Source organism: Sphingopyxis sp. Geo48 (assembly GCF_949769155.1).
In the GTDB taxonomy this organism is placed as follows: Bacteria; Pseudomonadota; Alphaproteobacteria; order Sphingomonadales; family Sphingomonadaceae; genus Sphingopyxis.
In genome coordinates this window covers 43,419-70,000 of sequence record NZ_CATKPA010000007.1, presented here as the reverse complement: position 1 = coordinate 70,000, position 26,582 = coordinate 43,419, and the positions used below count along the sequence as shown (strand labels likewise).

Sequence of the window (26,582 nt, the reverse complement as noted above, 5' to 3'; positions counted from 1 at the left end):
GGACATCAACAGAGACTCCGTTAGTAGTGGCGAGCGAACGCGGACCAGGCCAATGCCTTTGATTCAACTAGCAGAACCTTCTGGAAAGTAGGGCCATAGCGGGTGACAGCCCCGTATGCGAAAGTGATGTCAAAGGATTTGAGTAGGGCGGGACACGTGAAATCCTGTCTGAACGTAGGGGGACCACCCTCTAAGCCTAAGTACTCCTGTATGACCGATAGTGAACCAGTACCGTGAGGGAAAGGTGAAAAGCACCCCGATGAGGGGAGTGAAACAGTACCTGAAACCGAACGCCTACAAGCAGTAGGAGGGCCCTTGAGGCCTGACTGCGTACCTCTTGCATAATGGGTCTGTGACTTAGTGTATCAAGCAAGCTTAAGCCGTTAGGTGTAGGCGCAGCGAAAGCGAGTCTGAATAGGGCGACATAGTTTGATGCATTAGACCCGAAACCCGGTGATCTAGGCATGACCAGGCTGAAGGTGCGGTAACACGCACTGGAGGGCCGAACCGTTCAATGTTGAAAAATTGTCGGATGAGTTGTGTTTAGGGGTGAAAGGCCAATCAAACCGGGAAATAGCTGGTTCTCCGCGAAATCTATTGAGGTAGAGCGTCGGATGAATACCATGGGGGGTAGAGCACTGGATGGATGCGGGGGTCGCGAGATCTACCAATTCTAACCAAACTCCGAATACCCATGAGTACTATCCGGCAGACAGACGGCGGGTGCTAAGGTCCGTCGTCAAAAGGGAAACAGCCCTGACCTACAGCTAAGGTCCCCAAGTCATCACTAAGTGGGAAAGCATGTGGGAATCCCAAAACAACCAGGAGGTTGGCTTAGAAGCAGCCATCCTTTAAAGAAAGCGTAACAGCTCACTGGTCTAAATAAGGGTTCCTGCGGCGAAAATGTAACGGGGCTAAAGTGATGCACCGAAGCTTAGGGTGTGTAGCAATACACGCGGTAGCGGAGCGTTCCGTAGGCTGATGAAGCGGTCTGGTAATGGGCCGTGGAGGTATCGGAAGTGCGAATGCAGACATGAGTAGCGATAAAGAGGGTGAGATGCCCTCTCGCCGAAATCCCAAGGGTTCCTGCTTAAAGCTAATCTGAGCAGGGTAAGCCGGCCCCTAAGACGAGCCCGAAGGGGGTAGTCGATGGGAACCACGTTAATATTCGTGGGCCTGGAGGTGTGTGACGGATCTCGTAAATTGTCTGACCTTATTGGATTGGTCAGGCTTTGAAGAGGTTCCAGGAAATAGCCCCTCCATTATAGACCGTACCCTAAACCGACACAGGTGGGATGGTAGAGTATACCAAGGCGCTTGAGAGAAGTCTCCTGAAGGAACTCGGCAAATTGCCTCCGTACCTTCGGAAGAAGGAGGCCCCACATTTGGGCAACCATTTGTGGGGGGCACAGGCCAGGGGGTAGCGACTGTTTAGCAAAAACACAGGGCTCTGCTAAGTCGGCTTCAAGACGACGTATAGGGCCTGACGCCTGCCCGGTGCCTGAAGGTTAAGTGGAGGGGTGCAAGCTCCGAAATGAAGCCCAGGTAAACGGCGGCCGTAACTATAACGGTCCTAAGGTAGCGAAATTCCTTGTCGGGTAAGTTCCGACCTGCACGAATGGCGTAACGACTTCCCCACTGTCTCCAGGAGATGCTCAGCGAAATTGAATTCTCCGTGAAGATGCGGAGTACCCGCGGTTAGACGGAAAGACCCCGTGCACCTTTACTGCAGCTTCAGAGTGGCATTAGGAAAGAACTGTGTAGCATAGGTGGGAGGCTTTGAAGCACTGGCGCCAGCCGGTGTGGAGCCATAGGTGAAATACCACCCTGTTGTTTTCTGATGTCTAACCTCGATCCATGAAACTGGATCAGGGACCCTCTGTGGCGGGTAGTTTGACTGGGGCGGTCGCCTCCTAAAGAGTAACGGAGGCGCGCGATGGTAGGCTCAGGACGGTTGGAAACCGTCTGTTAGAGTGCAATGGCATAAGCCTGCCTGACTGCGAGACTGACGAGTCGAGCAGAGACGAAAGTCGGTCATAGTGATCCGGTGGTCCCGAGTGGAAGGGCCATCGCTCAACGGATAAAAGGTACGCCGGGGATAACAGGCTGATGATTCCCAAGAGCTCATATCGACGGAATCGTTTGGCACCTCGATGTCGGCTCATCACATCCTGGGGCTGGAGCAGGTCCCAAGGGTTTGGCTGTTCGCCAATTAAAGTGGTACGTGAGCTGGGTTCAGAACGTCGTGAGACAGTTTGGTCCCTATCTGCCGTGGGCGTCGAAATTTGAGAGGAGTTGACCCTAGTACGAGAGGACCGGGTTGAACATACCTCTGGTGTACCTGTCGTGGCGCCAGCCGCGCAGCAGGGTAGCTATGTATGGACGGGATAACCGCTGAAAGCATCTAAGCGGGAAGCCTCCCTCAAGATAAGATTTCTTAGAGCCGTGGAAGACCACCACGTTGATAGATCGGATGTAGAAGCGCGGTAACGCGTGGAGCTAACCGATACTAATTGCTCTATTCGCACTTTAGAGTCCCGCCATCAACGACAAGCCTGACGGGTTTGTCCGCGATAGTGGATGATTGATCAGACAGTATTGCACGGACATCGATTGAAAGACTTTTGACCCTACGCCGGCTTCATTGCTTGGTGACCATGGCGTCAGTGACCCACCCGATCCCATCTCGAACTCGGCCGTGAAACCTGACAGCGCCGATGGTACTACCGCTTAAGCGTTGGAAGAGTAGGACGTCGCCAGGCATTGCAGCCGACGTAAGGTCGAAAAGAAACCCATTCACAAAGTTAGAGGCCGGCAGAGATGCCGGCCTTTTTGCTGTTTTTGGCGGTCCTGAAAGGGAAGCGCCGCTGGTTGACGCGGGATGGAGCAGCCCGGTAGCTCGTCAGGCTCATAACCTGAAGGTCGTAGGTTCAAATCCTACTCCCGCAACCAAAATTAGCCCGCTTTCTCGATGAGTTAGCGGGCTTTTTCGTGTCTGGCGCGGGCGCGCCTTCATCGCCGAGGAAATGTCTGAAAAGGGGTGGATTCCAGACCGTCCCCTATTTCTGTTCGTGTCGAGCGAAGTCGAGACACCCGGCGGCCTTGCCTAGCCCGAGGGGCATCTCGACTTCGCTCGATGCGAACGGATTAGCTTGGGCGTCACGTCCACTGCGGTCGAAACCGGTCATCGAAGCCAGATCAGCCGCAAATGGCGGCTTTCGGCCGAAGCTGGCCATCCCCTCGCCTCGAAAGTGAAGCAATTGCGCAACACTGCTGACATGATCGTCAGCAGCCCGTGCTTCGCCGATTGATCGCGGCGGCGCGGACCGCCAAAGAGCGGTTGGTTTTTCGCTCTCCCAATGTTCACTCTGTTTCAGGAAGCTCGCCATGCGCCTTTTTCCTTCCGCTACCGCTATAGCCCCCGTCCTCGCCATCCTCGCCGCCGGCTGGGCCGCTCCCGCCGCCGCGCAGGACGCCGCCCCCGCCGCCGAAGAAGGCCAGCTGGGCGAGATCATCGTCACCGCGCAGCGCCGCGAAGAAAATCTGCAGGACGTGCCGATCTCGATCACCGCGGTCTCGGGCGACAAGCTCGACGCGATCGGCGCCGGCGGCCAGGACGTCCGCTCGCTGTCGGCCAAGGTGCCCAGCCTGATGGTCGAATCCTCGTTCGGCCGCACCTTCCCGCGCTTCTACATCCGCGGTCTCGGCAACACCGATTTCGACTTCAACGCGTCGCAGCCGGTCAGCCTCGTCTATGACGATGTCGTTCTTGAAAACCCGATCCTGAAGGGCTTCCCGGTGTTCGATATCGAGCGCGTCGAAGTGCTGCGCGGTCCGCAGGGCACGCTGTTCGGCCGCAACACCCCCGCGGGCATCGTCAAGTTCGATTCGGTGAAGCCGAAGGATGAATTCGGCGGTTACGGCCGCATTTCCTATGGCCGCTTCAACGCGATCAACGCGCAGGGCGCCGTCGGCGGCCCGCTCGGCGACAAGGTGGCGATCCGCGTGTCGGGGCTCTACCAGCGCCAGGACGATTATGTCGACAATGTCGTTCCCAGCGGCGCCACCAAGGACGCGTTCGAGGGCTTCGACGAGTTCGCGCTCCGCTTCCAGGGCCTCGTCAAGCCGACCGACAATCTGGAAATCCTGCTCACCGGCCAGCTCCGCCGCCTCAACGGCACCGCGCGGCTGTTCCGCGCCAATGTCTTCACGCGCGGCGAGACCGGGCTCAACGACAATTTCGACCGCTACCGCGTCTCGACCGACGGCAAGAATGAACAGCGCGTGCGCACGGGCAATGCCTCGGCGCGCGTCAACTGGGATCTCGGCCCGGTCTCGCTGATCTCGGTCACCAGCCTGTGGAAGGGTCACGCGACCTCGGTCGGCGACGTCGACGGCGGTTTCGGCGCCAACTTCCTGCCGCCGAACCTCTATGGCCCCGGCGACATACCCTTCACCGCCGAAACGCGCGACAGCGTGCCGAAGCTGCGCCAGTTCACGCAGGAAGTCCGCCTCGAAAGCAATGGCAACGGCCCGCTCTCCTATCAGGCCGGCTTCTTCTACTTCGACGAGGATCTCGACATCCTCAGCGAGAATTACTCGACCCTCGGCGACCCGAACAACGCCGTCGGCGGGGTCAATATCGTCGTCGCGCAGGAACAGCACAGCAAGGCCTATGGCGTCTTCGGCTCGCTGACCTATCACCTCACCGACCAGCTCAGCGTCACCGGCGGCGTCCGCTACAACGACGACAAGCGCCGCTATACGGTGGTACGCAGCAAGGACACGCAGTTCCCGAACTTCCTGCAGAACCCGCTCGGCACGGTGAACCGCCGCGTCAGCGATAACAATGTCACGTGGGACGCGAACATCGCCTATGCCGCGACCGACGACATCAACCTCTATGCCCGCGTCGCGCGCGGCTATCGCGCGCCGAGCATCCAGGGCCGTATCCTCTTCCCGCCGGCGACCGCCACCCCGCTCGAATCGGGCGTGACGATCGGCGATTCGGAAACGATCACCTCCTATGAAGCGGGGGTCAAATCGACCGTCCTGGGCGGCCGCGGCCGCATCAACCTGTCGGGCTTCCTCTACAACCTCAACGATGCGCAGCTCACCGCGGTCGGTGGCGGGGTCAACGCGAACCGCCTGATCAACGCCGACAATGTCCGCGGCTATGGCTTCGAACTCGATGTCGAACTGATGCCGGTCGACCGGCTGCTGCTCACCGCGGGCCTCAGCTACAACCATACCGAGATCCGCGACCCGAACCTGACCACCGCGGCGTGCGGCGCGACGCGCGTCGACCTGCTGCCCGGCGATCCGTCGCTCTGCACCGTGCTCGACCCGATCGTCGTTCCGGCGGCGCCGTTCGCGGCCGCGATCGTCAACATCGACGGCAACAGCCTGCCGCAGTCGCCGCGCTGGATCGCGAACTGGACCGCCAAATATGGCGTCCCGGTCGGCGACGGCGAGGTCTATGTCTATACCGACTGGTCGTACCGTTCGAAGATCAACTTCTTCCTCTATGAATCGGTCGAGTTCCAGGACAAGCGCCTGCTCGAGGGCGGCGTGCGCGTCGGGTACAAGACCGATCATTACGACTTCGCCGCGTTCGTCCGCAACGTGACCAACGACACTTCGGCGGTCGGCGGGATCGACTTCAACAACCTGACCGGCTTCGTCAACGAGCCCCGCATCTGGGGCGTCGAAGCCGCGTTCAAATTCTGACGATGCGAGCGGGCGGGCGCCGTACGGCGTCCGCCCCTGTCAGGCGACCGGCCCGACGCGCGGATCGGGTTCGAGGCGAATGAGCGGGCGCGCCCGTCCCGTCAGCTTCGCGAACAGGCGCGGCACCAGGGCATTCGCCTGCGCCCAGTTCCAATAGGCCTGATAGGCGGGATCGGCGAGGAGATGCTTTTCCTCGGTCTTGGCGCGCCAGTAATAGACCCCGCTGACCAGCCCGAGCAGGACCGTGTTGCGCACCGCCTCGATCGGCCCTCCGGCGGTGACGAGGAAGGGGAGCGAGCCGACCCACCAGCTCAGATTCTTCGATACATAGGCGGGATGGCGCGTGAAGGCATAGGGGCCGTGGGTGATGACGCCGCGGTGCGTCAGGTTCGAAAAGCGGATGCCGAACGCCATCGTCGCCCAGGCATAGACCGCAACGAGAGCGAACAGCAGCGCCGCCCAGAGCGCCATCAGCGTGTCGTGCCCCTGCAGCCAATAGCCCCAGTCGGCGCCGTTGACCTGATAGTCGAGCGGGCCGCCGTTCATCAGGATGAAGGGCGGGTAGCAGACGAGCGCCGCGACCCAGCCCATGAAATAGGGGTTCGCCGTCCGGATGTGCGAATCGAGCGGCTTCATCGTCAGTATATAGCCGACGGTCGCGATATGGACGTCGACGAGGTAGAGGATGTTGATCGCCCAGATGCCGGTCATATAGGGGTTGGCGAGCACGTCGCTCCACCCGACGGTGACCAGCGCGGCGAAATTGCCCGGCACGATCGACAGCATGAAGGCGGTGAAAAAGCCCTTCACCGCCCAGGCGCGGAAATGATGCGCGATCGCACGGCCGTCGACCGGCTGGCCGGGCGCGATCATCCAGCGGCCGAACTGGTAACAGCCGTCGCGCGGCTCGACCATGCGGCGGTCGAGCCAGAGCGTATAGGGCACCGAGACCAGCAGCAGCCACGGCACGACGCGCTCGAGCAGGTCCATCGAAAAGGCGTAGCTGCCCTCCCAATAATAGCGCATCGTCGCATAGAAACCCGCGAGCAGCAGCCAGGTCGCCCAGAGCCCGGCGAGCTTGGTCAGGCTGATGTCGAGCGTGTCGCGCCACGGGCGGCGCTGGTTCCAGTCGATCCCGGTCGAGGGATTGCGATGCACCTTGTCGACGAACAGCGACCACAGCACCATCGGCACGCCGCAGGCGAGCACGCTGACGATCGCCGAATTGGGCCCGCTCATCGGACCGCGGTTGCCCCAGTCGACGCCAAGGAGGGCGGCGATATCCGGGGCGTGGCGCGCGATGAGCAGATACGCCAAAAGGCCGATCAGGCCGACGATTCCGACCCCCGCGCTGACCGCCGAGCGCGGACGGCGACGGCTCGCAGGCGCCTGTTCCTGAAGGGCATTTGCGCTTGCGGGGATCGGGGTATCGGACATGTCGGTCACCCTCTTTCCCTACCCCGAAATGGTAAGCAAGCCGTCAATGTTAACAGGCGATTCGCGGGCCTGAATCCTCCCAAAATGGCGCTATTGGCGCCCTTTGACACCGTTCACCGCGAGTCATGTTCGACTCGGCGCGACTCGCCCCGCAATGATTCGCAAGGGGGTTCGCGCGCTGGTAAGGCGCCCTCCAAGCGGGGCGGAGGGCTCCACAGAACAACAAGATGGGGTCGCCACTTGTCTTCGAAATTAACGGGCCTGCGCCATTGGCGGCAGCGCGTCTCGGCGCTGTTTCAGGACCATGAAATCTTCATCCGCACGCACGGTCACGTGCGTTTCCTTCGCGTCAGCGCGGTTTGGCAAAAGCGCGTCGCGCTCATCGCCGGCGCGGTGCTGCTTGCCTGGGCGGGCGTGACGCTCGCGATACTGGCGAACCAGATGCTGAGTTCGGGCGAGCGCGCCGAAGTCGCGGCGCAGAAGGCCGCGGCAACCGCCGCCGAAGCCCGCATCGCCAAATATCGCGACCGCGTCGCCGAAACCGCCGCCGACCTCGAAGAGCGGCAGGACCAGCTCGACGAATGGTCGGAGACGCACTTCGGCGTCGAACCCGCGGCGGTGACGCCCGAAGCCGGCACCGAAGCGAAGGCCGAGCCCGCAACGCTCGAAACCAGCGCGATCGACCCGAACCTGCCGCCCGAGGCGCAGGCGCTCGCCCGCATCGAAAAGCGTCAGGAACGGTTCGCGGCGCGCCTGCTGGCGGCGGTGAACGAGCGCGCGGCAAAAGCCGAGGTCGCGGTCGCAAAGCTCGGGCTCGATCCCAGGGCGCTCGTCCGCAACGCCGCGTCCGGCCGCGGCGGTCCCTTCATCCCCTATCGCGGCACGACCGGCAAGGCGAAGGCGTTCGGCGCCTCGTTCGCCGCGCTCGAGGGCGCGCTGTTCCGCATGGAGGTGCTCGAACGCACGCTCGTCGCGGTGCCCTCGGGCAAGCCTGCCGACGTGCTGATGCTCTCGTCGAGCTTCGGCTATCGCAGCGACCCCTTCACCGGCGCCGGCGCGATGCACGCCGGGCTCGATTTCCCCGGGCCGCTCGGCACCCCGATCCTCGCCGCCGCCCCCGGCCGCGTCGTCTTCGTCGGGCAGAAGTCGGGGTATGGCAATGTCGTCGAGGTCGATCACGGCCAGGGCATCCTGACCCGCTACGCGCACCTGTCGGGTTTCAACACCGCGGTGGGTGCGCAGGTCGCCGCGGGTCAGCAGATCGCCAAGATGGGCTCGACCGGGCGTTCGACCGGCAGCCACCTGCATTTCGAAGTTCGTTTGAACGGGGTCGCGGTCAACCCGCGCCGCTTCCTGGAGGCCAAAGCCGATGTTCTTGAAGTCAAAGACGACGCCCGACAGCGGGTCGGCGCCCTCGCTGCCAGCCGCACTGCCAGCTAAGATGGCTACCGGCGCGCGTCACACCACCTTTTCGGTCCTCGGATCGGACGTGGTCATCACCGGCAACGTCTCGGCCAGCGTCGACCTGCACGTCGACGGCAAGATCGACGGCGACCTCAAATGCGCCAACCTGGTGCAGGGCGAGGCGAGCGAGATCAAGGGCGCGGTGATCGCCGATACCGCGAAGATCGCGGGCCTGCTCGACGGATCGATCGAGGCCAAGACGCTGATCGTCCATGCCACCGCGCGGATCACCGGCGACGTCACCTATGAAACGATCACGATCGAAAACGGCGGCAAGGTCGAGGGCAAGCTCTCGCACCGCCGCGCCGGCGCGGTGAAGTCGCCGCCGCCGCTCGAAGTGGTCGAGAACAAGTCGGTCGGCGCCTGATCCCGAGCCGCCCGGCCAGCGCCGGTCGCGGGCCTTGCCGGGCTTTTTGCGAAGGACGGCTTTGGGGTGGGAAGCGGTCGCCCCAAGCTCGTCATGCTGAACTTGTTTCAGCATCCATGGGCCGACCTCTCATCGGCCGCTGCGTTGAAGGAAACGGCAGACCATGGACCCTGAAACGAGTTCAGGGTGACGATGAAAGATAGGTCAGCTTTCGGTCGCAACCGGCTATTCGATCCAGATCGGCGCCAGTGGCAGCCGACGTCCGGTTTCCGTCATTCCGTCTGAAAAGGTGACGGCGCCCCCCAAAGCGCGCTATCATTGTCGCGATGCGGGAAAAGGAACTGCGCTTCGCCCTGATTTGCTACGGCGGCATCAGCCTCGCCGTCTATATGCACGGCATTACCAAAGAGGTCTGGCGGCTCGCGGCGGCGTCGCGCGCCTTTCATGAGGGGCGGCCGCAGCAGGGTTCGGGGCGCGTCTATGGCGAGTTGCTCACCGCGCTCGGCGAGCGCGGCGGGGTCAGGCTGCGGGTTATGGCCGACATCGTCGCGGGGGCGAGCGCGGGCGGGATCAATGGCATCTTCCTCGCCCGGGCGATCGCGACGGGCCAGTCGCTCGATCCGCTGACCGAGCTGTGGCTGAAGGATGCCGACGTCGATTATCTGCTAGACCCCGACGCGCGGCCGCTGTCGGCGGCGACCAAATTCTGGGCAGTGCCGATCGCGGGCTGGGCGATGAAGCGGCGCGGCAACGTGATCGACCGGACGGTCGGCGAGGGCGCGCAGGAGGAGGTGCGCGCCAAGCTGTCGCGCTTCGTGCGTGCGCGCTGGTTCGAACCGCCCTTCGGCGGCGAGACTTTCTCGAACCTGCTGCTCGATGCGTTCGATGCGATGGACAGCGGGCCGGTCGGGCCGTCGCTGGTGCCCACGGGCCAGCCGGTCGACCTGTTCGTCTCGGTCACCGATTTTGCGGGGCACAGCACCCCCCTGTCGTTGAACAGCCCGCCGCGCGTGACCGAGCAGGAGCACCGGCTGGTGATCCATTTCCGGCAGGATCCGAAAGCGCCCGAGGGGCTGGACGATGTCCCCGCGCTCGCCGCGGCGGCGCGGGCGACCGCGAGCTTTCCGGGCGCCTTCCCGCCCTTCACCTTGCGCGAGCTCGACCGCGTGCTGGACAAGCGCGGCATCGAATGGTCCGGCCGCGACACCTTCATCCGCGCGCAACTTCCCGCAGGCGGCGAGGCCGATCCTGCCGACCGCGTGCTGATCGACGGATCGGTGCTTGCCAACGCACCCTTCCGCCCCGCGATCGCCGCGCTCAAGCAGCGGCCGGCGCGGCGCGAGATCGACCGGCGCTTCGTCTATATCGATCCCAAGCCCGACTACCGCTCGATCAGCTTCGGCAAGCCCGGCGAGGCAACGGCGGGGGAGGAGAAGAAGCTTCCGGGCTTCACGTCGACGATCCTCGGCGCGCTGTCCGAAATTCCGCGCGAACAGCCGATTCGCGACAATGTCGAGGCGATCGAGGGCATGTCACGTCGCATCCGGCGGATGCAGTATATCATCGACGCGATGAAGGTCGAGGTCGAGGAACAGGTCGCGGCGCTGTTCGGCACCACCTTCTTCCTCGACACGCCGACCCCCGCGCGGTTGCAGAAATGGCGCGCGAAGGCGCAGGATCAGGCCTCGGCGCGCGCAGGCTTCGCTTATGCGCCTTATGGCCATCTCAAACTGTCGGCGGTGGTCGAGGAACTGGTCGGCACGGTCGACCGGCTCGCGCCGCCCGAGGGCGACATCCACCAGCGCAATCGCCGCAACGCGCTGTGGGACGAGGTGCGGGCGCGCGGGCTCGACCGGCTGTCGGGACGGCGCGGGCTGGGCGCAAGCGACGACGCGGTGGTGTTTTTCCGCACCCACGACCTGGGGTTCCGTATCCGCCGCTTGCGCTTTCTCGCGCGCGAGCTCGACCGCGTCGTCGAGGCGAAGCGCGAGGCGCGCGACCCGGCGTGCGATGCGATGCGCGACGCGATCTATGCGGCGCTGGGCCAATATGTCGAGCGCGAGGGCGATGACTGGCTGTCCGAGGTCGACATGCCCGCCGACGCCGGTGCGGCGGCATGGATCGACGCGATCGGCGCGCGCCGCGACCTGATCGGCGCCGATGCCGAGGCCGATAATCTGGTCGCTGAAGGGCTCGCGCAGCTCCCCAAGGACGACCGGCGCAAGATGCTGCTCGCCTACCTCGGCTACCCCTTTTACGACATCGCGACCCTGCCGCTGTTGCAGGGCGAGGGGTTCGACGAGTTCGATCCGATCAAGGTCGATCGTATCTCGCCGTCGGACGCGACCGCCATCCGCACCGGCGGGGCGGGGGCGATGCTGAAGGGGATCGAATTCAACAGCTTCGGCGCCTTTTTCAGCCGCGCATACCGCGAGAATGACTATCTGTGGGGGCGGCTCCACGGCGCCGACCGGCTGGTCGATATCGTCGCGAGCAGCGTGGCGGGCGCCTTGAGCGCGGAGGAACTGGCGGCGATCAAGCGCCGCGCCTTCCATGCGATCCTCGACGAGGAGGAAAGCCGGCTGCCGCAGGTGAAGGCGCTGATCGACGAGCTGCGGGTGGAAATCGGTTAGATGGGTTCGTCATCGCCGCGAACGCGGGGTCGCAGAGCGCGCATCGGCCTACTCTGCCCCTGGGTTCCCGCTTTTGCGGGAATGACGATGTTTGGTATGTTGACGACAGGGCCGGATCACTCCGTCAGATCGTCCCACATTTCCTTGATGCGCCCGAAGAAACCCTGGCTCGCGGGGCATTCCTCACCCGTCTCGGTCTCGCGGAACTCGCAGAGCAATTCCTTCTGCCGCGCGCTGAGCTTCGTCGGTGTCTCGACGTCGATCTGGACGACGAGGTCGCCGGTACCCCGGCCGTTGAGCACTGGCATCCCCGCGCCGCGCTGGCGGAGCTGCTTGCCCGACTGGATGCCCGCGGGAATGGCGATGTCGTGCTTCTTGCCGTCGAGCCCGGGGATGGTGATCGACCCGCCGAGCGCTGCGGTGGTGAAGCTGATCGGCGCGCGCGTGAACAGCGTCGTGCCCTCGCGCTCGAAAACCTTGTGCCGCGCCATGTGGAGGAAGATGTAGAGGTCGCCGGGCGCCGCACCGCGCGCGCCGCTTTCGCCTTCACCCGACAGGCGGATCCGCGTTCCCTCGTCGACCCCCGGCGGGATGGTGACGGTCAGCGTCTTGCGCCGGTCGACGCGGCCTTCGCCATGGCATGTATTGCAGGGGTCGGCGATGACCTCGCCCGCGCCCTGACAGGTCGGGCAGGTGCGTTCGACCATGAAGAAGCCCTGCTGCGCGCGGACCTTGCCGTGGCCGGCGCAGGTCGAGCAGCGATTGGTCCGGGTGCCGGGCTTGGCGCCCGAGCCGTCGCATGCCTCGCAGCGCGCGGCGACGTCGACCTGAATCTCGCGCTCGCAGCCGGCGAAGGCGTCTTCGAGCTTGATCTCCATGTCGTAGCGCAGGTCGGCGCCGCGCGCGGGACCGCGCTGCTGGCGCCCGCCGCCACCAAAGGCCGAACCGAAAATCGATTCGAAAATATCGCCGATGTCGCCGAAATCGGAGGCATTGCCGCCGAAGCCGCCGCCGGGCCCGCCGTTCTGGAACGCCGCCTTGCCGAACCGGTCATAGGCGGCGCGCTTCTGCGGGTCCTTCAGACAGTCATAGGCTTCGTTGATCGCCTTGAACCGCGCTTCGCTGTCGCCGCACCCCGGATTCTTGTCGGGGTGATATTGCATCGCGAGCTTGCGGTACGCCGACTTCAGCGTCTTGTCGTCGGCGTTGCGCTCGACTTCGAGCAATTCGTAATAATCGATGTCGAGCGACATTCTCTGACCCCGTCATCCCCGCCGCGCCCAAGGGACGCGGCGGGGAGAGTTTCCTGCTTACTTCTTGTCGTCTTCGACTTCCGAGAATTCGGCATCGACGACATCTTCGTCGGCCTTCTGCTCGCCAGCGTCGGCGGCGGGCGATGCCGCGGCCTGCTGTTCCTTCTCGTAGATCGCCTGGCCCAGCTTCATCGCGACCTGCGCGAGCGCCTGCGCCTTTTCGGTCATCGCGGCGCTGTCGCCGCCTTCGACGGCCGTCTTGGCTTCGGCGATCGCCGCCTCGATCTCGCCCTTGAGGCCGGGGTCGACCTTGTCGGCGTGCTCTTCGAGCTGGCGTTCGGTCGTGTGGATCAGGCTTTCGGCGTTGTTCTTCGCCTCGGCCGCCTCACGGCGCTTCTTATCCTCTTCGGCAAACTGCTCGGCGTCCTTGACCATCTGGTCGATGTCGGCGTCGCTGAGCCCGCCCGAGGCCTGGATCTTGATCTGCTGTTCCTTGCCCGTGCCCTTGTCCTTGGCGTGGACCGACACGATGCCGTTGGCGTCGATGTCGAAGGTCACCTCGATCTGCGGCACGCCGCGCGGCGCCGGCGGGATGCCGACGAGGTCGAACTGGCCGAGCATCTTGTTGTCGGCGGCCATTTCGCGTTCGCCCTGGAAGACGCGGATCGTCACCGCCGACTGGTTGTCGTCGGCGGTCGAGTAGACTTGCGACTTCTTCGTCGGGATCGTGGTGTTGCGGTCGATCATGCGCGTGAACACGCCGCCCAGCGTCTCGATGCCGAGCGACAGCGGGGTCACGTCGAGCAGCAGCACGTCCTTGACGTCGCCCTGCAGCACGCCCGCCTGGATCGCGGCGCCGATCGCGACGACTTCGTCGGGGTTCACGCCGGTGTGCGGTTCCTTGCCGAAGAAATCCTTCACGACGTCGCGGACGCGCGGCATGCGCGTCATGCCGCCGACGAGCACGACCTCGTCGATCTCGCTCGCCGAAACGCCGGCGTCCTTGATCGCCTTCTTGCAGGGTTCGAGCGTGCGCTTGATCAGATCCTCGACCAGCTTTTCCAGGTCGGCGCGGGTGATCGTCTTCACCAGGTGCTTCGGCCCGTTGGCGTCGGCGGTGATGAAGGGCAGGTTGACCTCGGTCGTCGCGGCCGACGACAGTTCGATCTTCGCCTTTTCGGCGGCTTCCTTCAGACGCTGCAGCGCGAGCTTGTCCGAACGCAGGTCGATGCCCTCGTCCTTCTTGAAGGTGTCGGCGAGATATTCGACGATCTTGCTGTCGAAATCCTCGCCGCCGAGGAAGGTGTCGCCGTTGGTCGACTTCACCTCGAACACGCCGTCGCCCACCTCGAGAATCGAGATGTCGAAGGTGCCGCCGCCAAGGTCATAGACGGCGATCGTCTTGTTCTCGGTCTTGTCGAGGCCATAGGCGAGCGCGGCCGCGGTCGGCTCGTTGATGATGCGCAGCACTTCGAGGCCCGCAATCTTGCCGGCGTCCTTGGTCGCCTGACGCTGGGCGTCGTTGAAGTAAGCGGGAACGGTGATGACCGCCTGCTCGACCTTTTCGCCGAGATAGGCCTCGGCGGTTTCCTTCATCTTCTGGAGGATATAGGCGCTGATCTGCGACGGCGAATAATCCTCGCCGCCCGCCTTGACCCACGCGTCGCCGTTGGTGCCCTTGACGATCGTATAGGGGACGAGTTCCATGTCCTTCTTGGTCATGGGGTCGTCGAAGCGGCGGCCGATGAGGCGCTTCACCGCAAAAATCGTGTTCTCGGGGTTGGTGACGGCCTGGCGCTTTGCCGGCTGGCCGATGAGGCGCTCGCCATCCTTTGCGAAGGCGACGATCGACGGCGTCGTGCGCGTGCCTTCGACATTTTCGATAACCTTGGGCTTCCCGCCTTCCATCACCGCGACGCAGCTGTTCGTGGTGCCGAGGTCGATCCCGATCACTTTGGCCATATTATCAACGTCCTTGTTGCTTCTTGGGCGCCCTCAAAAGGCACGCCTCACATGGAAATGTTGTGGGCGATATAGGTGCGCTTTAGCTTGGCACAAGGGCTTTGACGGCTTATCTGGACGATGAAAATTGACGCATTTCGGGAGTCCCAGAACGATGAAGCCCTTCGCACGCCGCGCTTTGATCGGTGCAGCCCTTGGCGCCGCCGCGCTCACGCTGACCGGGTGCAAGGAGAATCTGGGCGCCGGACCGCAGCTCAATGTGGTCGGCGGCTATATCCAGCTGGGCGCGACGCCCGACCGACCGGCGGTTGGGTATTTCACGGTCACCGGCGGGCCGCGCGATGTAAAACTGATGGCGGTGACCGCCGACCTCGCGCAGCGCGTCGAAATGCACGAGAGCGTCAAGGAAAATGGCGTGGTGACGATGAAGCCGCTGATGAGCGCCGATGTGCCCGCCGAAGGCAAGCTGCAGTTCAAGCCCGGCGGCAAGCATCTGATGATCTGGAACATCAACCCCGCCGCGGTGCGCGCGGGCAAGCTGCCGATGGCATTCGTGTTCACCAACAACAATAACGAACGCATCCTCTTCGACCTGCCGATCAAGCAGGCGTCGGCGGCCGGGGGCGATGAGGGGATGGCGATGGACCATAGCAAGATGGGCCATGGCACGATGGGGGCTGAAGAGCCGGCTGCGGACGCGGCGAAGAAATAAGCGCGGGTGGCGCGGCCGTCGCGACCCCTTACGACTGGTGAAATCGCGCTCGCCCGGACGGTTTTCGGCGATGCGATCGATTACGCGCGCGTGCGCGTGCGCCGCTACAAATGGATATTCTTCCAGCCGCGCCGCATCGTGATGGCGCCGATGGGCGATTTGCATTTCCACCCCAAGGGCGGCGTATATTGCGACGATTTCTCCTGCCCGGCGGGCGGGCGCGACGCGGAATTGCAGGCCAAAGGGCTATTTCTTCACGAAATGACGCATGTCTGGCAGGCGCAGCGGCGCGGGCGCTGGTATCTGGTGCTGATGCGGCATCCGTTCGCGACCTATGATTACAGCCTCAAACCCGGCTGGCCGCTCGAACGTTACGGGCTGGAGCAGCAGGCCGAGATCGTCCGGCACTACTGGCTTCTGACGCAGGGCCGGCTTGTCGGTGGCGCGCCCGACGCCCAATCCTATCGCGCGATCCTGCCGGCCGAGTGGGGAGCGGGAGCGTGAGCGATTTCGAGTTCGTCTTCGCGCTCTACAGCCTGCTTCTCGGCCTCTCGATGGTCGAGCTGCTCGGCGGGCTCGGGCGCGCGCTCGAGGCGCGGTTCACGGCGGAGGCCGAGAAGGAGCGGTTCGCGATCGGGTGGCTGACGCCGCTCCTCGCGGTGTTCGTGATGCTCGACCTGCTGTCCTTCTGGGCCTCGGCATGGCGCGTGAAGGCGGATGTCGTCGTATCGTCGACCGCGCTGATGGCGGTGGTGGCTTTCGCCGGCCTCTATTTTCTCGCGGCGCGACTCGTTTTTCCCTCGCATCCCGAGGGGTTTGCCAATCTGGATACCCATTATTTCCGCGTGCGCCGACTGGTGTTCGGCCTGCTGCTTGTGCTGCTGGGCGCGCAACTCGCCTATTTCCTCAATCATCCCGACCTGTCGCGGCTGCTGTTTCGGCCGTTTCCGCTCGGGATGACGCTGCTCTTCGTCGCGCTCGTCGTGGCGGCGATGGGGGTGAAAGGGCGGCGCGCGAGTATCGCGATCCTGTCGCTGCTGATCGCGCGCTATATTGTTGCCAATCTGATCGTTTAGGCCAATCTGATCATGGGGGAGGTGCATATGCCCGAAGTTCTCGATCGCTTCCGTTCCTCGACCTGGGGCTGGCTGCGCGGCACGCTCGTCGGCTGGCTGACCCTGCTGCTCTGCCTCGTCGGGGTCGGCTTCCTGATCATCCTCGTCCAGTGGATCCGCAATCTCGACATGACCTATGAGCTGACCGAGGACCGGCTGATCCTGCGCAAGGGGATTTTCGTCAAAAGCGTCGACGAGATCGAACTCTATCGGGTGAAGGACGTGCGCATGGATTTCACGCTGATCAATCAATGGGCGGGAATCGGGACGATCAGCATCGATTCGTCCGACGAGACGACACGCGAGGGCGCACTTGTGATGCCGTATATCGACCGCGCGGCCGAACGGCGCGAGGAACTGCGCCGGCTCGTCGATGCGGCGCGGCAGAAGCGCCGCGTGCGCGAACTCGACGTCGCGAGCGATCTCCTCTGAGGGGATTTTAGCGCTAGCCAGAAGGGCGGTGTTCGATCTATGTTCCGCGCATGGATATCACCGCGCTCGTCATCGCCCTTGCCGCTCTCTGTCTCGGCGGCCTGATCGGCTGGCTGCTCGCCGGGCGGCAGGCGGGGGCGCTCAAGGCCGAGCGTGATGGATTGTCCGAGCGATTCAAGGCGGCGGTGACCGATCTGGCGGCCGAGGCCGAGGCGCGCAAGGCGGCGGACCTCAAACTCGCGTCGCTGCTTGCCGAACAGCGCGCCCGCGAGGAGGCGCACGAGGCGCAGATCGCCCAGCTTCGCGACGCGCAGACGGCGCTCACCGCGCAGTTCCGCGAAGTCGGGCAGGCGATGCTCGGCGAAGCGCAAAAGGCGTTCCTCGAGCGCGCCGAGCAGCGCTTCAAGCAGAGCGAGGAGACGGCGGGGCAGAACCTCAAGGCTTTGCTGTCGCCGGTCCACGAGCGGCTGCAGAAATATGAGGAAGCGGTGGGCAAGGTCGAGGCCGAGCGCCGCGACGCCTTCGGGCTGCTCCACGGTCAGATCGCCGCGATGCGCGAGGGCACCGAGCGCGTGTCGAGCGAGGCGGCGAAGCTCGTCAACGCGCTTCGCAACGCCCCCAAGGCGCGCGGGCGCTGGGGCGAGCAGCAACTGCGCAACGTCCTCGAAAGCTGTGGGCTTTCAGAACATGCCGATTTCCAGACCGAGGTCAGCGTTGCCGACGGCGACGGCGGGCGGCTGCGCCCCGACGTCGTCGTGAAGGTGCCCGGCGGGCAGAGCCTCGTCATCGACGCCAAGGTGTCGCTCAACGCCTATCAGGATGCGTTCGGCGCGGTCGACGAGAGTGAGAAGGCGGTGCATCTCGCCGCGCACGCCGCGGCGATGAAGGCGCATGTCAACACGCTCGGCGCCAAATCCTACTGGAACCAGTTCGACGACACCCCCGACTTCGTCGTGATGTTCGTCCCCGGCGAGCATTTTCTTGCCGCCGCGCTCGATCAGGATCACGAGCTCTGGGACTATGCGTTCGAGCGCAAGGTGCTGCTCGCGACCCCGACCAACCTGATCGCGATCGCGCGCACCGTCGCGGCGGTGTGGCGGCAGGAAAAGCTCGCGGGACAGGCGCGCGAGATCGCGGCGCTGGGCAAGGAACTCTATGCGCGCATGTCGGTGATGGGATCGCACATCGCGCGCGTCGGCAAGAACCTCGATCAGGCGACCGGCGCGTATAACGCCTTCGTCGGCAGCTTTGAATCTCAGGTGCTGACGCAGGCGAAGCGTTTCGAGGCGCTCGATGTCGAGACCGGCGACAGGGAAATCGCCCCGCTTCCCGTCGCCGAACAGACCGCGCGCCCGCTGGCGAAGCTAGCCAGCGCTCCAGCCGCAGTGAACGACGCGAGCCAGTAGCACCGTCGCCCCCGCCTGTGCGCGGGCGATGCTCAGATCGCGCGCTTCAATACTGCCGTCTGCCCATCGGCTTCGGTGATTTCCAGCGTGCCGTCGCTCGGGAAGCTCAGGGTAACCGGGCCGCGCATCAGGGCGAAGAAGGCGCTTTCCTGCATCATGCCCGCACCGGGGCACGCCATTTTCGTCGCCATCAGCGGCCCTGCGGTCAGTGTGCGGCCTTCGACCTTGTAGCTGCCGGAAAAGCGGTTGCACCCCGCGCTGCCGCTGAGCCGCTCGCCGTCGAATTGCAGCGAGGTCGGGCGGTCGTCCGCTACCGGCGCGCCGCCGATCGACACGAAGGTCCAGCGCGTCCCCGCCAGTTCGCCGGGCGGCAGGATGCCGCCGCCGCAACCCTTCACCGTCTTGCCGTCGGCGGTGACCGTCACCGTGTCGCGATAGCGGCGGTCGCTCATCCCGTCGCTGCATGTCGCGTGCGTGACGTCGACCGTCAGTCGGTCGGTGACATAGCGCTCGCCATTGAAACTCGGGCGCGCACCGGGGTTGGCGACGGCGATCTTCGTCTCGCCATAGTCGCCGTTGTAACCAAGCCGTTCGGGGGTGATCTCGAGCGTCCAGCCGGGCTCGGTGCCGAGCGCGAAATAGGCGGCGGGCTTCGGACCCTGCGGCGGCTCGGCGACGGGTGCGCAGGCAGTGAGGGCGGACAGAGCGAGCAGCGGCAACATACGCATCGTGGGGGCGGCCTTTCCATTCTCGTCACCCTGAACCTGGTTCAGGGTCCATGGCGCGACCATTTCCTTGGCGTGACGCTGAACGGGGGCGCGGGTCATGGATGCTGAAACACGTTCGGCATGACGAATATGCCCTAAATCGGCGCGCGTGTCTCGACGATGAACCGGCGCTAATGCGTCCGCCGCTGGTTCAGCACCTCATAGGCCATGACCGCGGCCGCGACCGCGGCGTTCAGGCTGTCGGCCTTGCCCATCATCGGCATCTTCACGCGCACGTCGGCGGCCGCGGCATAGTCCTCCGGCATTCCCTGCGATTCATTGCCGATGAGGATGAAGGTCGGGGCCGCATAGCGCACCGCCTGATAATCCTGCGTATCGTCGCCGAGCCAGGTCGCCACCAGCTGGCCAGGACCGCTGCGCAGCCAGGGCAGGAATTCCTCCCAGCGTGCCTGCACAAGGCGCTGGGTGAAAATCGCCCCCATGCTCGCGCGGACCGCCTCGACCGCCCACGGATCGGTCGATTCGTCGAGCAGGATCAGCCCGCCCGCGCCGACCGCATCGCCGGTGCGCAGCATCGTGCCGAGATTGCCCGGATCGCGCAGCCGCTCGGCGACGAGCCAGATCGGCGCAGCGGTGCGGTCGAGGTCGGTCAGCGCGGCTTCCGGTTCGGCATAGATGCCGACGATCGTCTGCGCATTGTCCTTGCCCGACAGTTTGGAGAGGATGGCGGGCGTCGTGTCGATCACCTCGCCGCTGTTCGCGAGCGTCGCCGCGACCAGCGCCCGTGCGAGCGGATGCGCGGCGCCTTCCTCGGCGAGGAACAGCCATTGCGGCAGCACGCCTGCCTCGCGTGCCTCGGTCGCGATGCGCAGCCCCTCGGCCAGGAACAGCCCCTCGGCGCGGCGGTGCCGCTTCTCGCGCAGCAGGCGCATCCGCTTGACCAGCGGGTTGGAAAGGCTTTCGATGCGGCTGCGGCGACCGGTCGCCATGGGATCAATCCTCGCCGAAGCTGTCCTTGACCAGCCCGACGAGCTTCAGCAGCGCGGCATCGGCGCCGTCGCCGCGGGTGTGGATCGTGATGCTGTCGCCCTTCGCGGCGCCAAGCATCATCAGCCCCATGATCGAGGTGCCGTTGACGCGCGATCCGCCCTTCTCGACCTCGACCGACACGGTGTCGGGCAGGCGGCTGACGAAGGTCACGAACTTCGCGCTCGCGCGCGCGTGGAGTCCCCGCTGGTTGGTGATCTCGACCGTTTCGCTGGCTTCGCTCATGGCCCCACTCCCAGCATCTCCGATGCGACGGAGATATATTTCTGGCCCGCTTCTCTCGCTGCGGTCACCGCGGCGCGCAGGTCCATCGTCTTGCGCGCGCTTTCGAGCCGGATCAGCATCGGCAGGTTGACGCCCGCGATCACCTCGGTTCGGCCGCTTTCGAGCAGGCTGATCGCGAGGTTCGACGGCGTGCCGCCGAACAGGTCGGTCAGCATGATCACGCCGCGCCCCTCATCGACGTTGCGAATCGCGTCGGCGATTTCCTTGCGGCGCATCTCCATATTGTCGTTGGGGCCGATGCAGACGGTGGCGATCGCGCGCTGCGGGCCGACGACATGCTCCATCGCGGTCACCATTTCCTCGGCCAGCCGGCCGTGGGTCACGAGGACCATCCCGAGGAGCGGCAGTGCTTTGTCGGTGGGCATGGAATGCGAGACCCTTATCTGTTGCCGACGGCCGCGGGAGCTGCGGGCGGGGGCTTGCCCTCAAGCCCATCTTGCGGCGCCGAGTCAAGATTGCGGTGGGTCAGCACTGGCTCATAACCGGACTCGCGTAGCGTTTGGGCAACACGCGATGCGACATGGACCGACCGGTGGCGTCCGCCGGTGCAGCCGAAGGCGATGGTGACATAGCTTTTGCCCTCGGCGCGGTAGCGCGGCAGCAGGGTCAGGATCAGCCTTTCGATCTGCGCGACGCTGTCGGCATAGGCAGGATCGGCCATCACATAGGCCGCGACATCGGCGTCGAGCCCGGTGCCGGGCTTGAGCGTCGGATCCCAGTGCGGGTTGCGCAGATAGCGCATGTCGAACACCAGGTCGGCGTTGCGCGGCAGGCCGCGCGCGAAGCCGAAGCTCAGCACATTGAGGACCGGCGCGCCCTCTTCGGTGTCCCCGAACCGCTGGCGGACCTCCTGTTGCAGGTCGTTGCTGCTGTAGTTGGTGGTGTCGACGACATGCTCGGCCCAGCGGCGGAGCGGCTCCATCATCTCGCGTTCGCGCGCGATGCCGTCGGCGGCGGGGCGATCCTCGGCCATCGGATGGCGGCGACGCGTTTCGGAGAAACGGCGTTCGAGCTCGGCGCCGGCGCAGTCGAGGAACAGGGTCTGGACATCGCGGCCGCCGTTCTCGCGCAATTCCTTGATCTGTTTGACGAGCAGCGCGGGCCGAAAGCCGCGGCTGCGGCTGTCGATCCCGACCGCGATCGGCCGATGCGCCTCGCTGCGCTTTACCGGTGCCTCGATCAGCGCATCGAGCAGCGCGAGCGGCAGATTGTCGACGACCTCCCAGCCCAGATCTTCGAGCACCTTGAGCGCGGTCGACTTGCCCGCGCCCGAGAGTCCCGTGACGAGGAGCAGGCGCGGCTCTGCGGCGGCGGCGGTCATCGCTCGGGAGCCAGCCGTTCCAGCGCGAGCAGGATCTTGATCGGGGCGGAGGCTTCGAAGGCCGAGAGCAGCAGCGCGGGAAGCGGATGGCCCGCGACCATCTCGACCTGACCCACCGCGGGCATGCGGTCGTAGCGGTCGCTCAGCCGCACCGCGAGTGCGAGCGGCACCGGCGCGGTCCACGGCTTTTCGACGATGCCGATCCCGCGTACCTCGAGCTTGCCGGCAAGCGCTTCGGGCGGGCGGCACCACAGCCGCTCGCGGTCGTACCAGATATCGCAGCGGTCGTCGGCGACCAGCCGCGCTCCCTTGTCGATCAGCCGCAGCGCGAGGTCGGACTTGCCCTGTCCCGAATTGCCGAGGATCAGCACCCCACCACTGCCCGCCGCGACGCAGCTGGCGTGGATATTCTGGATCTCGGGCTTGGTCCGGCTCGGGAACATCACCGGGGCTTAACGGCGATGTTACGCCGCTGCAAGGAAGATGGGGCGGCGAGCGTTAACCCTGCTCTTCCGATCGTTCGCGCGCGGGCAGGGTGATCAGCAGGCTCGCGCCGCGCTTGCCGTCGTCGCGGTCGCGCGCGGAAATCGTTCCCTGGTGCCCCTCGATGATCGTCCGGGCAATCGCCAGCCCCAGTCCGCTATGCTTGCCGAATGCTTCGTCGCGCGGCCTTTCGCTGTGAAATCGGCGAAAGATGGCCTCGCGCTGGTCGGGGTCGATCCCCGGGCCGTCGTCGTCGACGCGAATATGCACCTCGTCGCCGAGCCTCGTCGCCGCGATACAGACGAGGCCCGCATCGGGAGAGAAGCTGATCGCATTGTCGATGACATTGTCGATCGCACGTTCGAGGCGATGGCCGTCGCCCATCACCGTCGTCGTGCCCTTGCGCGGGCGGGCGAAGGCAATGCGGGGGTTCGGCGCGTTCCGCGCCCGCGCGGCGCGGCCCGCGAGCATCGATTCGATCATCAATCCGATGTCGATCGGCTCGAACAGGGTGCGCGAGAGCTGCGCGTCGATGCGGCTCGCATCGCTGATGTCGGTGACGAGCCGGTCGAGGCGGCGGACATCCTCGTCGGCGATGGCGAGCAGTTGCTCGCGCTGCGCGTCGGTCGTGACGCGTCCGAGTCCCTCGATCGCCGAGCGGACCGACGCGATCGGATTCTTGAGCTCGTGCGTCACGTCGGCCGCGAAATGCTCGCCCGCGTCGATGCGTTCGCGCAGCGCCTGCGTCATGTCCGACAACGCGCGCGCGAGCGTGCCGATCTCGTCGCGCCGGCTCGGCAGGCGCGGGACGACGACCTCGCGCGCGCGGCCCAGCCGGACGCGCACGGCGGCGCGCGCAAGCCGCCGCAAGGGGCGGACGATCGTGCGCGCGAGGAACAGCGAAAGAAGGACCGAGGTGATCAGCACCATCGAGACGACGATCGCGAGCCGCAGGCGCTCGGCGCGGACGGTGCGGGTGATGTCGCGTGCGTTGAGCGTCATCATCATCACCTCGGGTGTTTCGAGGTCGACGACGCGCGCCGCGCTGAGCAGCGGGGTGCGTTCGGGGGCGTAGCGGAAGCGGCTGCTCGCCTTGCCGGTGCGGAAGGCTTCGACGACCTCGGGCCAGGCCCCGCCCACATCAATTCGCGGCTCCTCGAAATCGGGATAGGTCGGCGCGCCGACGATCCAGTCGATGCCGCGGTCCATCGCCCGCGCGGCATCGCGCTTCCATGGCTGCAGATCGGGGTCGCGCAGCGTGTAGGTCGGCGCACCGGTCGTGAAACTGTCCGACAGCTTGGCGCCGCCGGGCGCATAGAAGCGCAGCCGCGATTCGGTCGCGCGGGTGAAGCTTTCGATCAGACGCTGGCGCTGGTCGGGGCGGGCCGCCTCGAGCGCCTCGTCGAGCTGCGCGAGCTGGTCGGCCATCACGTCCATGCGGGTGTCGACAAGGCGGGTGCGATAGGTGTCGAGGTAGAAGAAGCCGCCGCCGAACAGGATGATCGCAAGGATGTTGACCGCAAGGATGCGCGTCGTCAGCGACCAGCGCGCCGACCAGACGAGCGGTGCCTCTTCCTGCTCGGCAAGGCTGCCCTCGGGGCGCTTGCTGTCAGCCGTCATCGGAAAAGCGGTAGCCCGCCCCGTACAGGGTCGCGATGGCGTCGAATTCGGGGTCGACCTCGCGGAATTTCCGGCGCAGCCGCTTGATGTGGCTGTCGATCGTCCGGTCGTCGATATAGACATCGTCCTGATAGGCCGCGTCCATCAACTGGTTGCGGCTGCGCACGATGCCGGGGCGCGACGCCAGCGTTTCCAGGATCAGGAATTCGGTGACGGTCAGGGTGACGTCCTTGCCGTCCCAGCTCACCTTGTGGCGCGCCGGGTCCATCGTCAGCCGGCCGCGGCTGATCGGATCGGCGACGGGTTCCTCATCCTCGCTCGGCGACGCACGGTTGAGCTCGACGCGGCGCAGGATCGCCCGGATGCGCGCAATCACCAGCCGCTGCGAGAAGGGCTTGGCGATATAATCGTCGGCGCCCATCGCGAGACCCAGCGCTTCGTCGATCTCGTCGTCCTTGCTGGTCAGGAAGATCACCGGAAGCTGGCTTTTCTCGCGGAGGCGCCGCAGCAGTTCGAGGCCGTCCATGCGCGGCATCTTGACGTCGAACACGGCAAGATCGGGCGGATTGTCGATCAGCGGCTTCAGCGCCGCCTCGCCGTCCGAATAGACGCGCACGACAAAGCCTTCGGCCTGCAGCGCGATCGACAGGGATTGCAGGATATTGCGGTCGTCGTCGACCAGCGCGATGGTTGCCGTCATGCTCTTTCCATTGGGCGGACCAACGAGCGATTAGCCGATAAGGGGCCGAGCGACAACCGGGCCCGACCGGCCGGTTATTTACCCTTTAATCTTTTGACCTCGGCCCTCATCCTCGCTAACGCGGCCGGGATTTCGGAATCGACGTATCCGTCGGCACCCCATGGTCATGCGGGCCCAACGCTTTCGCATGGCATGCCCTGCATACCTATGCATAAGGTGCGGTCGGGACAGAGGAGAGGCGAGAAAAATGACGAAGCTTGCGATCGGCACCGACACCGTCGACACGAAGGCCGACGTAGCCGAAAACCTTGGCACCTCGGCGTTGATCGAGGAAGCAATCCGGGGCGGCGAGGGCCTGCTCGCCAAGGATGGCCCGCTGGTCGTCCAGACCGGCAAGCACACCGGGCGCAGCGCCAAGGACAAGTTCATCGTCCAGGACGACGAGACGCGGGGCACCATCTGGTGGGGCAAGACCAACGTCCCGATGACGCCCGAGCATTTTGCGGCGCTGAAGGCTGACTTCTTTGCGCACCTTGCCGATCGCCCGCGGCTTTATCGTCAGCAGCTGTTCGGCGGTTCGCAGCCCGAGCATCGCGTCGGCGTGCAGGTCATCACCGAATTCGCCTGGCACAGCCAGTTCATCCGCACCCTGCTCTGCCGCCCGACCGCGGCGGAGCTCGCGGCGTTCGTGGCCGAATATACGATCGTCGACCTGCCGAGCTTCCGCGCCGACCCCGCAAAGCACGGCACGCGAACCGAAACGGTGATCGCGGTGAACTTCACCGAAAAGCTGATCCTGATCGGCGGCACGCAGTATGCCGGCGAGATGAAGAAGTCGGTGTTCGGCATCCTCAACTATCTGCTCCCCGTAAAGGGCGTGATGCCGATGCACTGCTCGGCGAATATCGGTCCCAATGGCGACACGGCGGTCTTCTTCGGCCTCAGCGGCACCGGCAAGACGACCTTGTCGGCCGACGCGTCGCGCACGCTGATCGGCGACGACGAGCATGGCTGGTCCGACACCGCGGTCTTCAATTTCGAGGGCGGCTGCTACGCCAAGATGATCCGCCTCTCGCCCGAGGCCGAGCCCGAGATTTTCGCGACGACCAAGCGCTTCGGCACGGTGCTCGAAAATGTCGTGATGGACCCCGAGACGCGCGAACTCGACTTCGACGACGCAACGCTCGCGGAGAACAGCCGCGGCTCGTACCCCATCGACTTCATTCCGAACACGTCGGAAAAGAACATGGGTCCGGTACCGAAGACGGTGATCATGCTGACCGCCGACGCCTATGGCGTGCTGCCTCCGATCGCGAAGCTGACCCCCGATCAGGCGATGTACCACTTCCTTTCGGGCTATACCGCGCGCGTCGCGGGGACCGAGATCGGCGTGACCGAGCCCGAAGCGACCTTCTCGACCTGCTTCGGTGCGCCCTTCATGCCGCGCCACCCGTCGGTCTATGGCAATCTCCTCAAGGAACGCATCGCCAAGGGCGGGGTGCAGTGCTGGCTGGTCAACACCGGCTGGACCGGCGGCATGGCGACGATGGACGGCATCAAGCGCATGCCGATCAAGGCGACGCGCGCGCTGCTCAATGCCGCGCTCGACGGCAGCCTGAACGACGCCGAGTTCCGCAAGGACCCGAACTTCGGTTTCATGGTGCCGGTTGCGGTTCCGGGCGTCGACAGCGCGCTGCTCGACCCGCGCGAAGCCTGGGCCGACAAGGCCGCCTATGACCGCACCGCCCAAACGCTGGTCGGGCAATTCATCGACAATTTCGAGCAATTTGCCGAGCATGTCGACGAAGGCGTCCGTCAGGCCGCGCCGCAGGCGGCCGTCGCAGCATAATCAGCCCGGATCTTCCGGGTGCTCCATCACCCGGAAGG

At 64.9% G+C, this 26,582-nt stretch carries 22 protein-coding genes, 1 tRNA gene and 2 rRNA genes (1 of these 25 only partly in view); 13 read left to right on the top strand and 12 right to left on the bottom strand.

Features of this window, described 5'->3' with window-relative positions:
- From QOL79_RS17765 to QOL79_RS17755, 3 genes are all read left to right on the top strand, one after another.
- Window positions 1–2,532, top strand: a 23S ribosomal RNA gene (locus tag QOL79_RS17765) (it extends 259 nt beyond the left edge of the window).
- A gap of 115 nt (window positions 2,533–2,647) precedes the next feature.
- Window positions 2,648–2,762, top strand: a 5S ribosomal RNA gene (gene rrf / locus QOL79_RS17760).
- 113 nt (window positions 2,763–2,875) lie between these two features.
- Window positions 2,876–2,952 (top strand) — tRNA-Met (locus QOL79_RS17755).
- 107 nt (window positions 2,953–3,059) lie between these two features.
- Here the strand turns inward: QOL79_RS17755 and QOL79_RS17750 are convergent.
- On the bottom strand, window positions 3,060–3,389 hold the full coding sequence (locus QOL79_RS17750; protein ID WP_283420310.1) for a hypothetical protein: 330 nt from the start codon (window positions 3,387–3,389) through the stop codon (window positions 3,060–3,062).
- Between QOL79_RS17750 and QOL79_RS17745 the strand changes: the two genes are divergently transcribed.
- Window positions 3,388–5,730, top strand: a complete 2,343-nt coding sequence (locus QOL79_RS17745) for a TonB-dependent receptor (protein WP_283420309.1) — start codon at window positions 3,388–3,390, stop codon at window positions 5,728–5,730. The two genes, QOL79_RS17750 and QOL79_RS17745, sit on opposite strands and share 2 nt — an antisense overlap.
- 39 nt (window positions 5,731–5,769) lie before the next feature.
- On the opposite strand, the gene QOL79_RS17740 is transcribed toward QOL79_RS17745, so the two are convergent.
- On the bottom strand, window positions 5,770–7,167 hold the full coding sequence (locus tag QOL79_RS17740) for a methyltransferase family protein (protein ID WP_283420308.1): 1,398 nt from the start codon (window positions 7,165–7,167) through the stop codon (window positions 5,770–5,772).
- A 240-nt stretch (window positions 7,168–7,407) separates the two neighbouring features.
- On the opposite strand from QOL79_RS17740, the gene QOL79_RS17735 reads away from it, so the two are divergent.
- The 3 genes from QOL79_RS17735 to QOL79_RS17725 all read left to right on the top strand — a co-directional run bounded on the left by QOL79_RS17735 (window position 7,408) and on the right by QOL79_RS17725 (window position 11,631).
- Window positions 7,408–8,607 (top strand): M23 family metallopeptidase, encoded by a 1,200-nt coding sequence (locus tag QOL79_RS17735; RefSeq protein WP_231729086.1) that lies wholly within the window; start codon window positions 7,408–7,410, stop codon window positions 8,605–8,607.
- Between the two features lies 1 nt (window position 8,608).
- Window positions 8,609–8,998, top strand: coding sequence for a bactofilin family protein (locus QOL79_RS17730; RefSeq protein ID WP_058454983.1), 390 nt, complete (start codon window positions 8,609–8,611; stop codon window positions 8,996–8,998).
- Window positions 8,999–9,324: 326 nt separating this feature from the next.
- Window positions 9,325–11,631: a patatin-like protein gene (locus tag QOL79_RS17725; protein WP_283420307.1), complete on the top strand. Its 2,307-nt coding sequence runs from the start codon at window positions 9,325–9,327 to the stop codon at window positions 11,629–11,631.
- Window positions 11,632–11,747: 116 nt separating this feature from the next.
- Here the strand turns inward: QOL79_RS17725 and dnaJ are convergent, their stop codons facing one another.
- Both dnaJ and dnaK read right to left on the bottom strand, forming a co-directional pair.
- Window positions 11,748–12,884, bottom strand: a complete 1,137-nt coding sequence (dnaJ, locus tag QOL79_RS17720) for a molecular chaperone DnaJ (protein WP_283420306.1) — start codon at window positions 12,882–12,884, stop codon at window positions 11,748–11,750.
- 57 nt (window positions 12,885–12,941) lie between these two features.
- Window positions 12,942–14,846 carry a molecular chaperone DnaK gene (dnaK, locus tag QOL79_RS17715; RefSeq protein WP_283420305.1) on the bottom strand — a complete coding sequence of 635 codons (1,905 nt, stop codon included), beginning with the start codon at window positions 14,844–14,846 and terminating at the stop codon, window positions 12,942–12,944.
- Window positions 14,847–15,000: 154 nt separating this feature from the next.
- Between dnaK and QOL79_RS17710 the strand changes: the two genes are divergently transcribed.
- The 5 genes from QOL79_RS17710 to QOL79_RS17690 are packed head-to-tail and all read left to right on the top strand — an operon-like array spanning window position 15,001 to window position 18,511.
- Entirely contained in the window at window positions 15,001–15,558 is a 558-nt protein-coding gene (locus tag QOL79_RS17710) for a copper chaperone PCu(A)C (protein WP_283420304.1), read from the top strand.
- A gap of 6 nt (window positions 15,559–15,564) precedes the next feature.
- Window positions 15,565–16,062, top strand: coding sequence for a hypothetical protein (locus QOL79_RS17705; protein ID WP_058454988.1), 498 nt, complete (start codon window positions 15,565–15,567; stop codon window positions 16,060–16,062).
- Entirely contained in the window at window positions 16,059–16,634 is a 576-nt protein-coding gene (locus tag QOL79_RS17700) for a hypothetical protein (RefSeq protein WP_282948845.1), read from the top strand. Before QOL79_RS17705 ends, QOL79_RS17700 begins: the two co-directional genes overlap by 4 nt.
- 27 nt (window positions 16,635–16,661) lie before the next feature.
- Window positions 16,662–17,105 carry a PH domain-containing protein gene (locus QOL79_RS17695; RefSeq protein ID WP_283420303.1) on the top strand — a complete coding sequence of 148 codons (444 nt, stop codon included), beginning with the start codon at window positions 16,662–16,664 and terminating at the stop codon, window positions 17,103–17,105.
- 50 nt (window positions 17,106–17,155) lie between these two features.
- Window positions 17,156–18,511: a DNA recombination protein RmuC gene (locus QOL79_RS17690; protein WP_283420302.1), complete on the top strand. Its 1,356-nt coding sequence runs from the start codon at window positions 17,156–17,158 to the stop codon at window positions 18,509–18,511.
- Between the two features lie 32 nt (window positions 18,512–18,543).
- Here the strand turns inward: QOL79_RS17690 and QOL79_RS17685 are convergent, their stop codons facing one another.
- The 8 genes from QOL79_RS17685 to QOL79_RS17650 all read right to left on the bottom strand — a co-directional run bounded on the left by QOL79_RS17685 (window position 18,544) and on the right by QOL79_RS17650 (window position 24,695).
- Entirely contained in the window at window positions 18,544–19,338 is a 795-nt protein-coding gene (locus tag QOL79_RS17685; RefSeq protein WP_283420301.1) for an META domain-containing protein, read from the bottom strand.
- 71 nt (window positions 19,339–19,409) lie between these two features.
- Window positions 19,410–20,228: a TrmH family RNA methyltransferase gene (locus QOL79_RS17680; RefSeq protein ID WP_283420300.1), complete on the bottom strand. Its 819-nt coding sequence runs from the start codon at window positions 20,226–20,228 to the stop codon at window positions 19,410–19,412.
- Window positions 20,229–20,232: 4 nt separating this feature from the next.
- The gene (locus tag QOL79_RS17675; protein WP_058454993.1) at window positions 20,233–20,511 is read right to left on the bottom strand and encodes an HPr family phosphocarrier protein; all 279 of its coding nucleotides are present in this window, start codon (window positions 20,509–20,511) and stop codon (window positions 20,233–20,235) included.
- A complete protein-coding gene (locus QOL79_RS17670) occupies window positions 20,508–20,936 on the bottom strand; it encodes a PTS sugar transporter subunit IIA (RefSeq protein ID WP_058454994.1) in 429 nt (142 codons plus the stop codon). The genes QOL79_RS17675 and QOL79_RS17670 overlap by 4 nt, the downstream gene beginning before the upstream one ends.
- Before the next feature lie 14 nt (window positions 20,937–20,950).
- Window positions 20,951–21,892 (bottom strand): RNase adapter RapZ, encoded by a 942-nt coding sequence (gene rapZ, locus QOL79_RS17665; RefSeq protein ID WP_283420299.1) that lies wholly within the window; start codon window positions 21,890–21,892, stop codon window positions 20,951–20,953.
- Window positions 21,889–22,335, bottom strand: a complete 447-nt coding sequence (locus QOL79_RS17660; RefSeq protein WP_058454996.1) for an HPr kinase/phosphorylase — start codon at window positions 22,333–22,335, stop codon at window positions 21,889–21,891. The genes rapZ and QOL79_RS17660 overlap by 4 nt, the downstream gene beginning before the upstream one ends.
- 55 nt (window positions 22,336–22,390) lie before the next feature.
- The gene (locus QOL79_RS17655) at window positions 22,391–23,995 is read right to left on the bottom strand and encodes a sensor histidine kinase (RefSeq protein WP_283420298.1); all 1,605 of its coding nucleotides are present in this window, start codon (window positions 23,993–23,995) and stop codon (window positions 22,391–22,393) included.
- On the bottom strand, window positions 23,985–24,695 hold the full coding sequence (locus QOL79_RS17650; RefSeq protein ID WP_058454998.1) for a response regulator transcription factor: 711 nt from the start codon (window positions 24,693–24,695) through the stop codon (window positions 23,985–23,987). Before QOL79_RS17650 ends, QOL79_RS17655 begins: the two co-directional genes overlap by 11 nt.
- Window positions 24,696–24,942: 247 nt before the next feature.
- On the opposite strand from QOL79_RS17650, the gene QOL79_RS17645 reads away from it, so the two are divergent.
- Window positions 24,943–26,544 (top strand): phosphoenolpyruvate carboxykinase, encoded by a 1,602-nt coding sequence (locus QOL79_RS17645; protein ID WP_058454999.1) that lies wholly within the window; start codon window positions 24,943–24,945, stop codon window positions 26,542–26,544.
- Window positions 26,545–26,582: the final 38 nt, after the last annotated feature.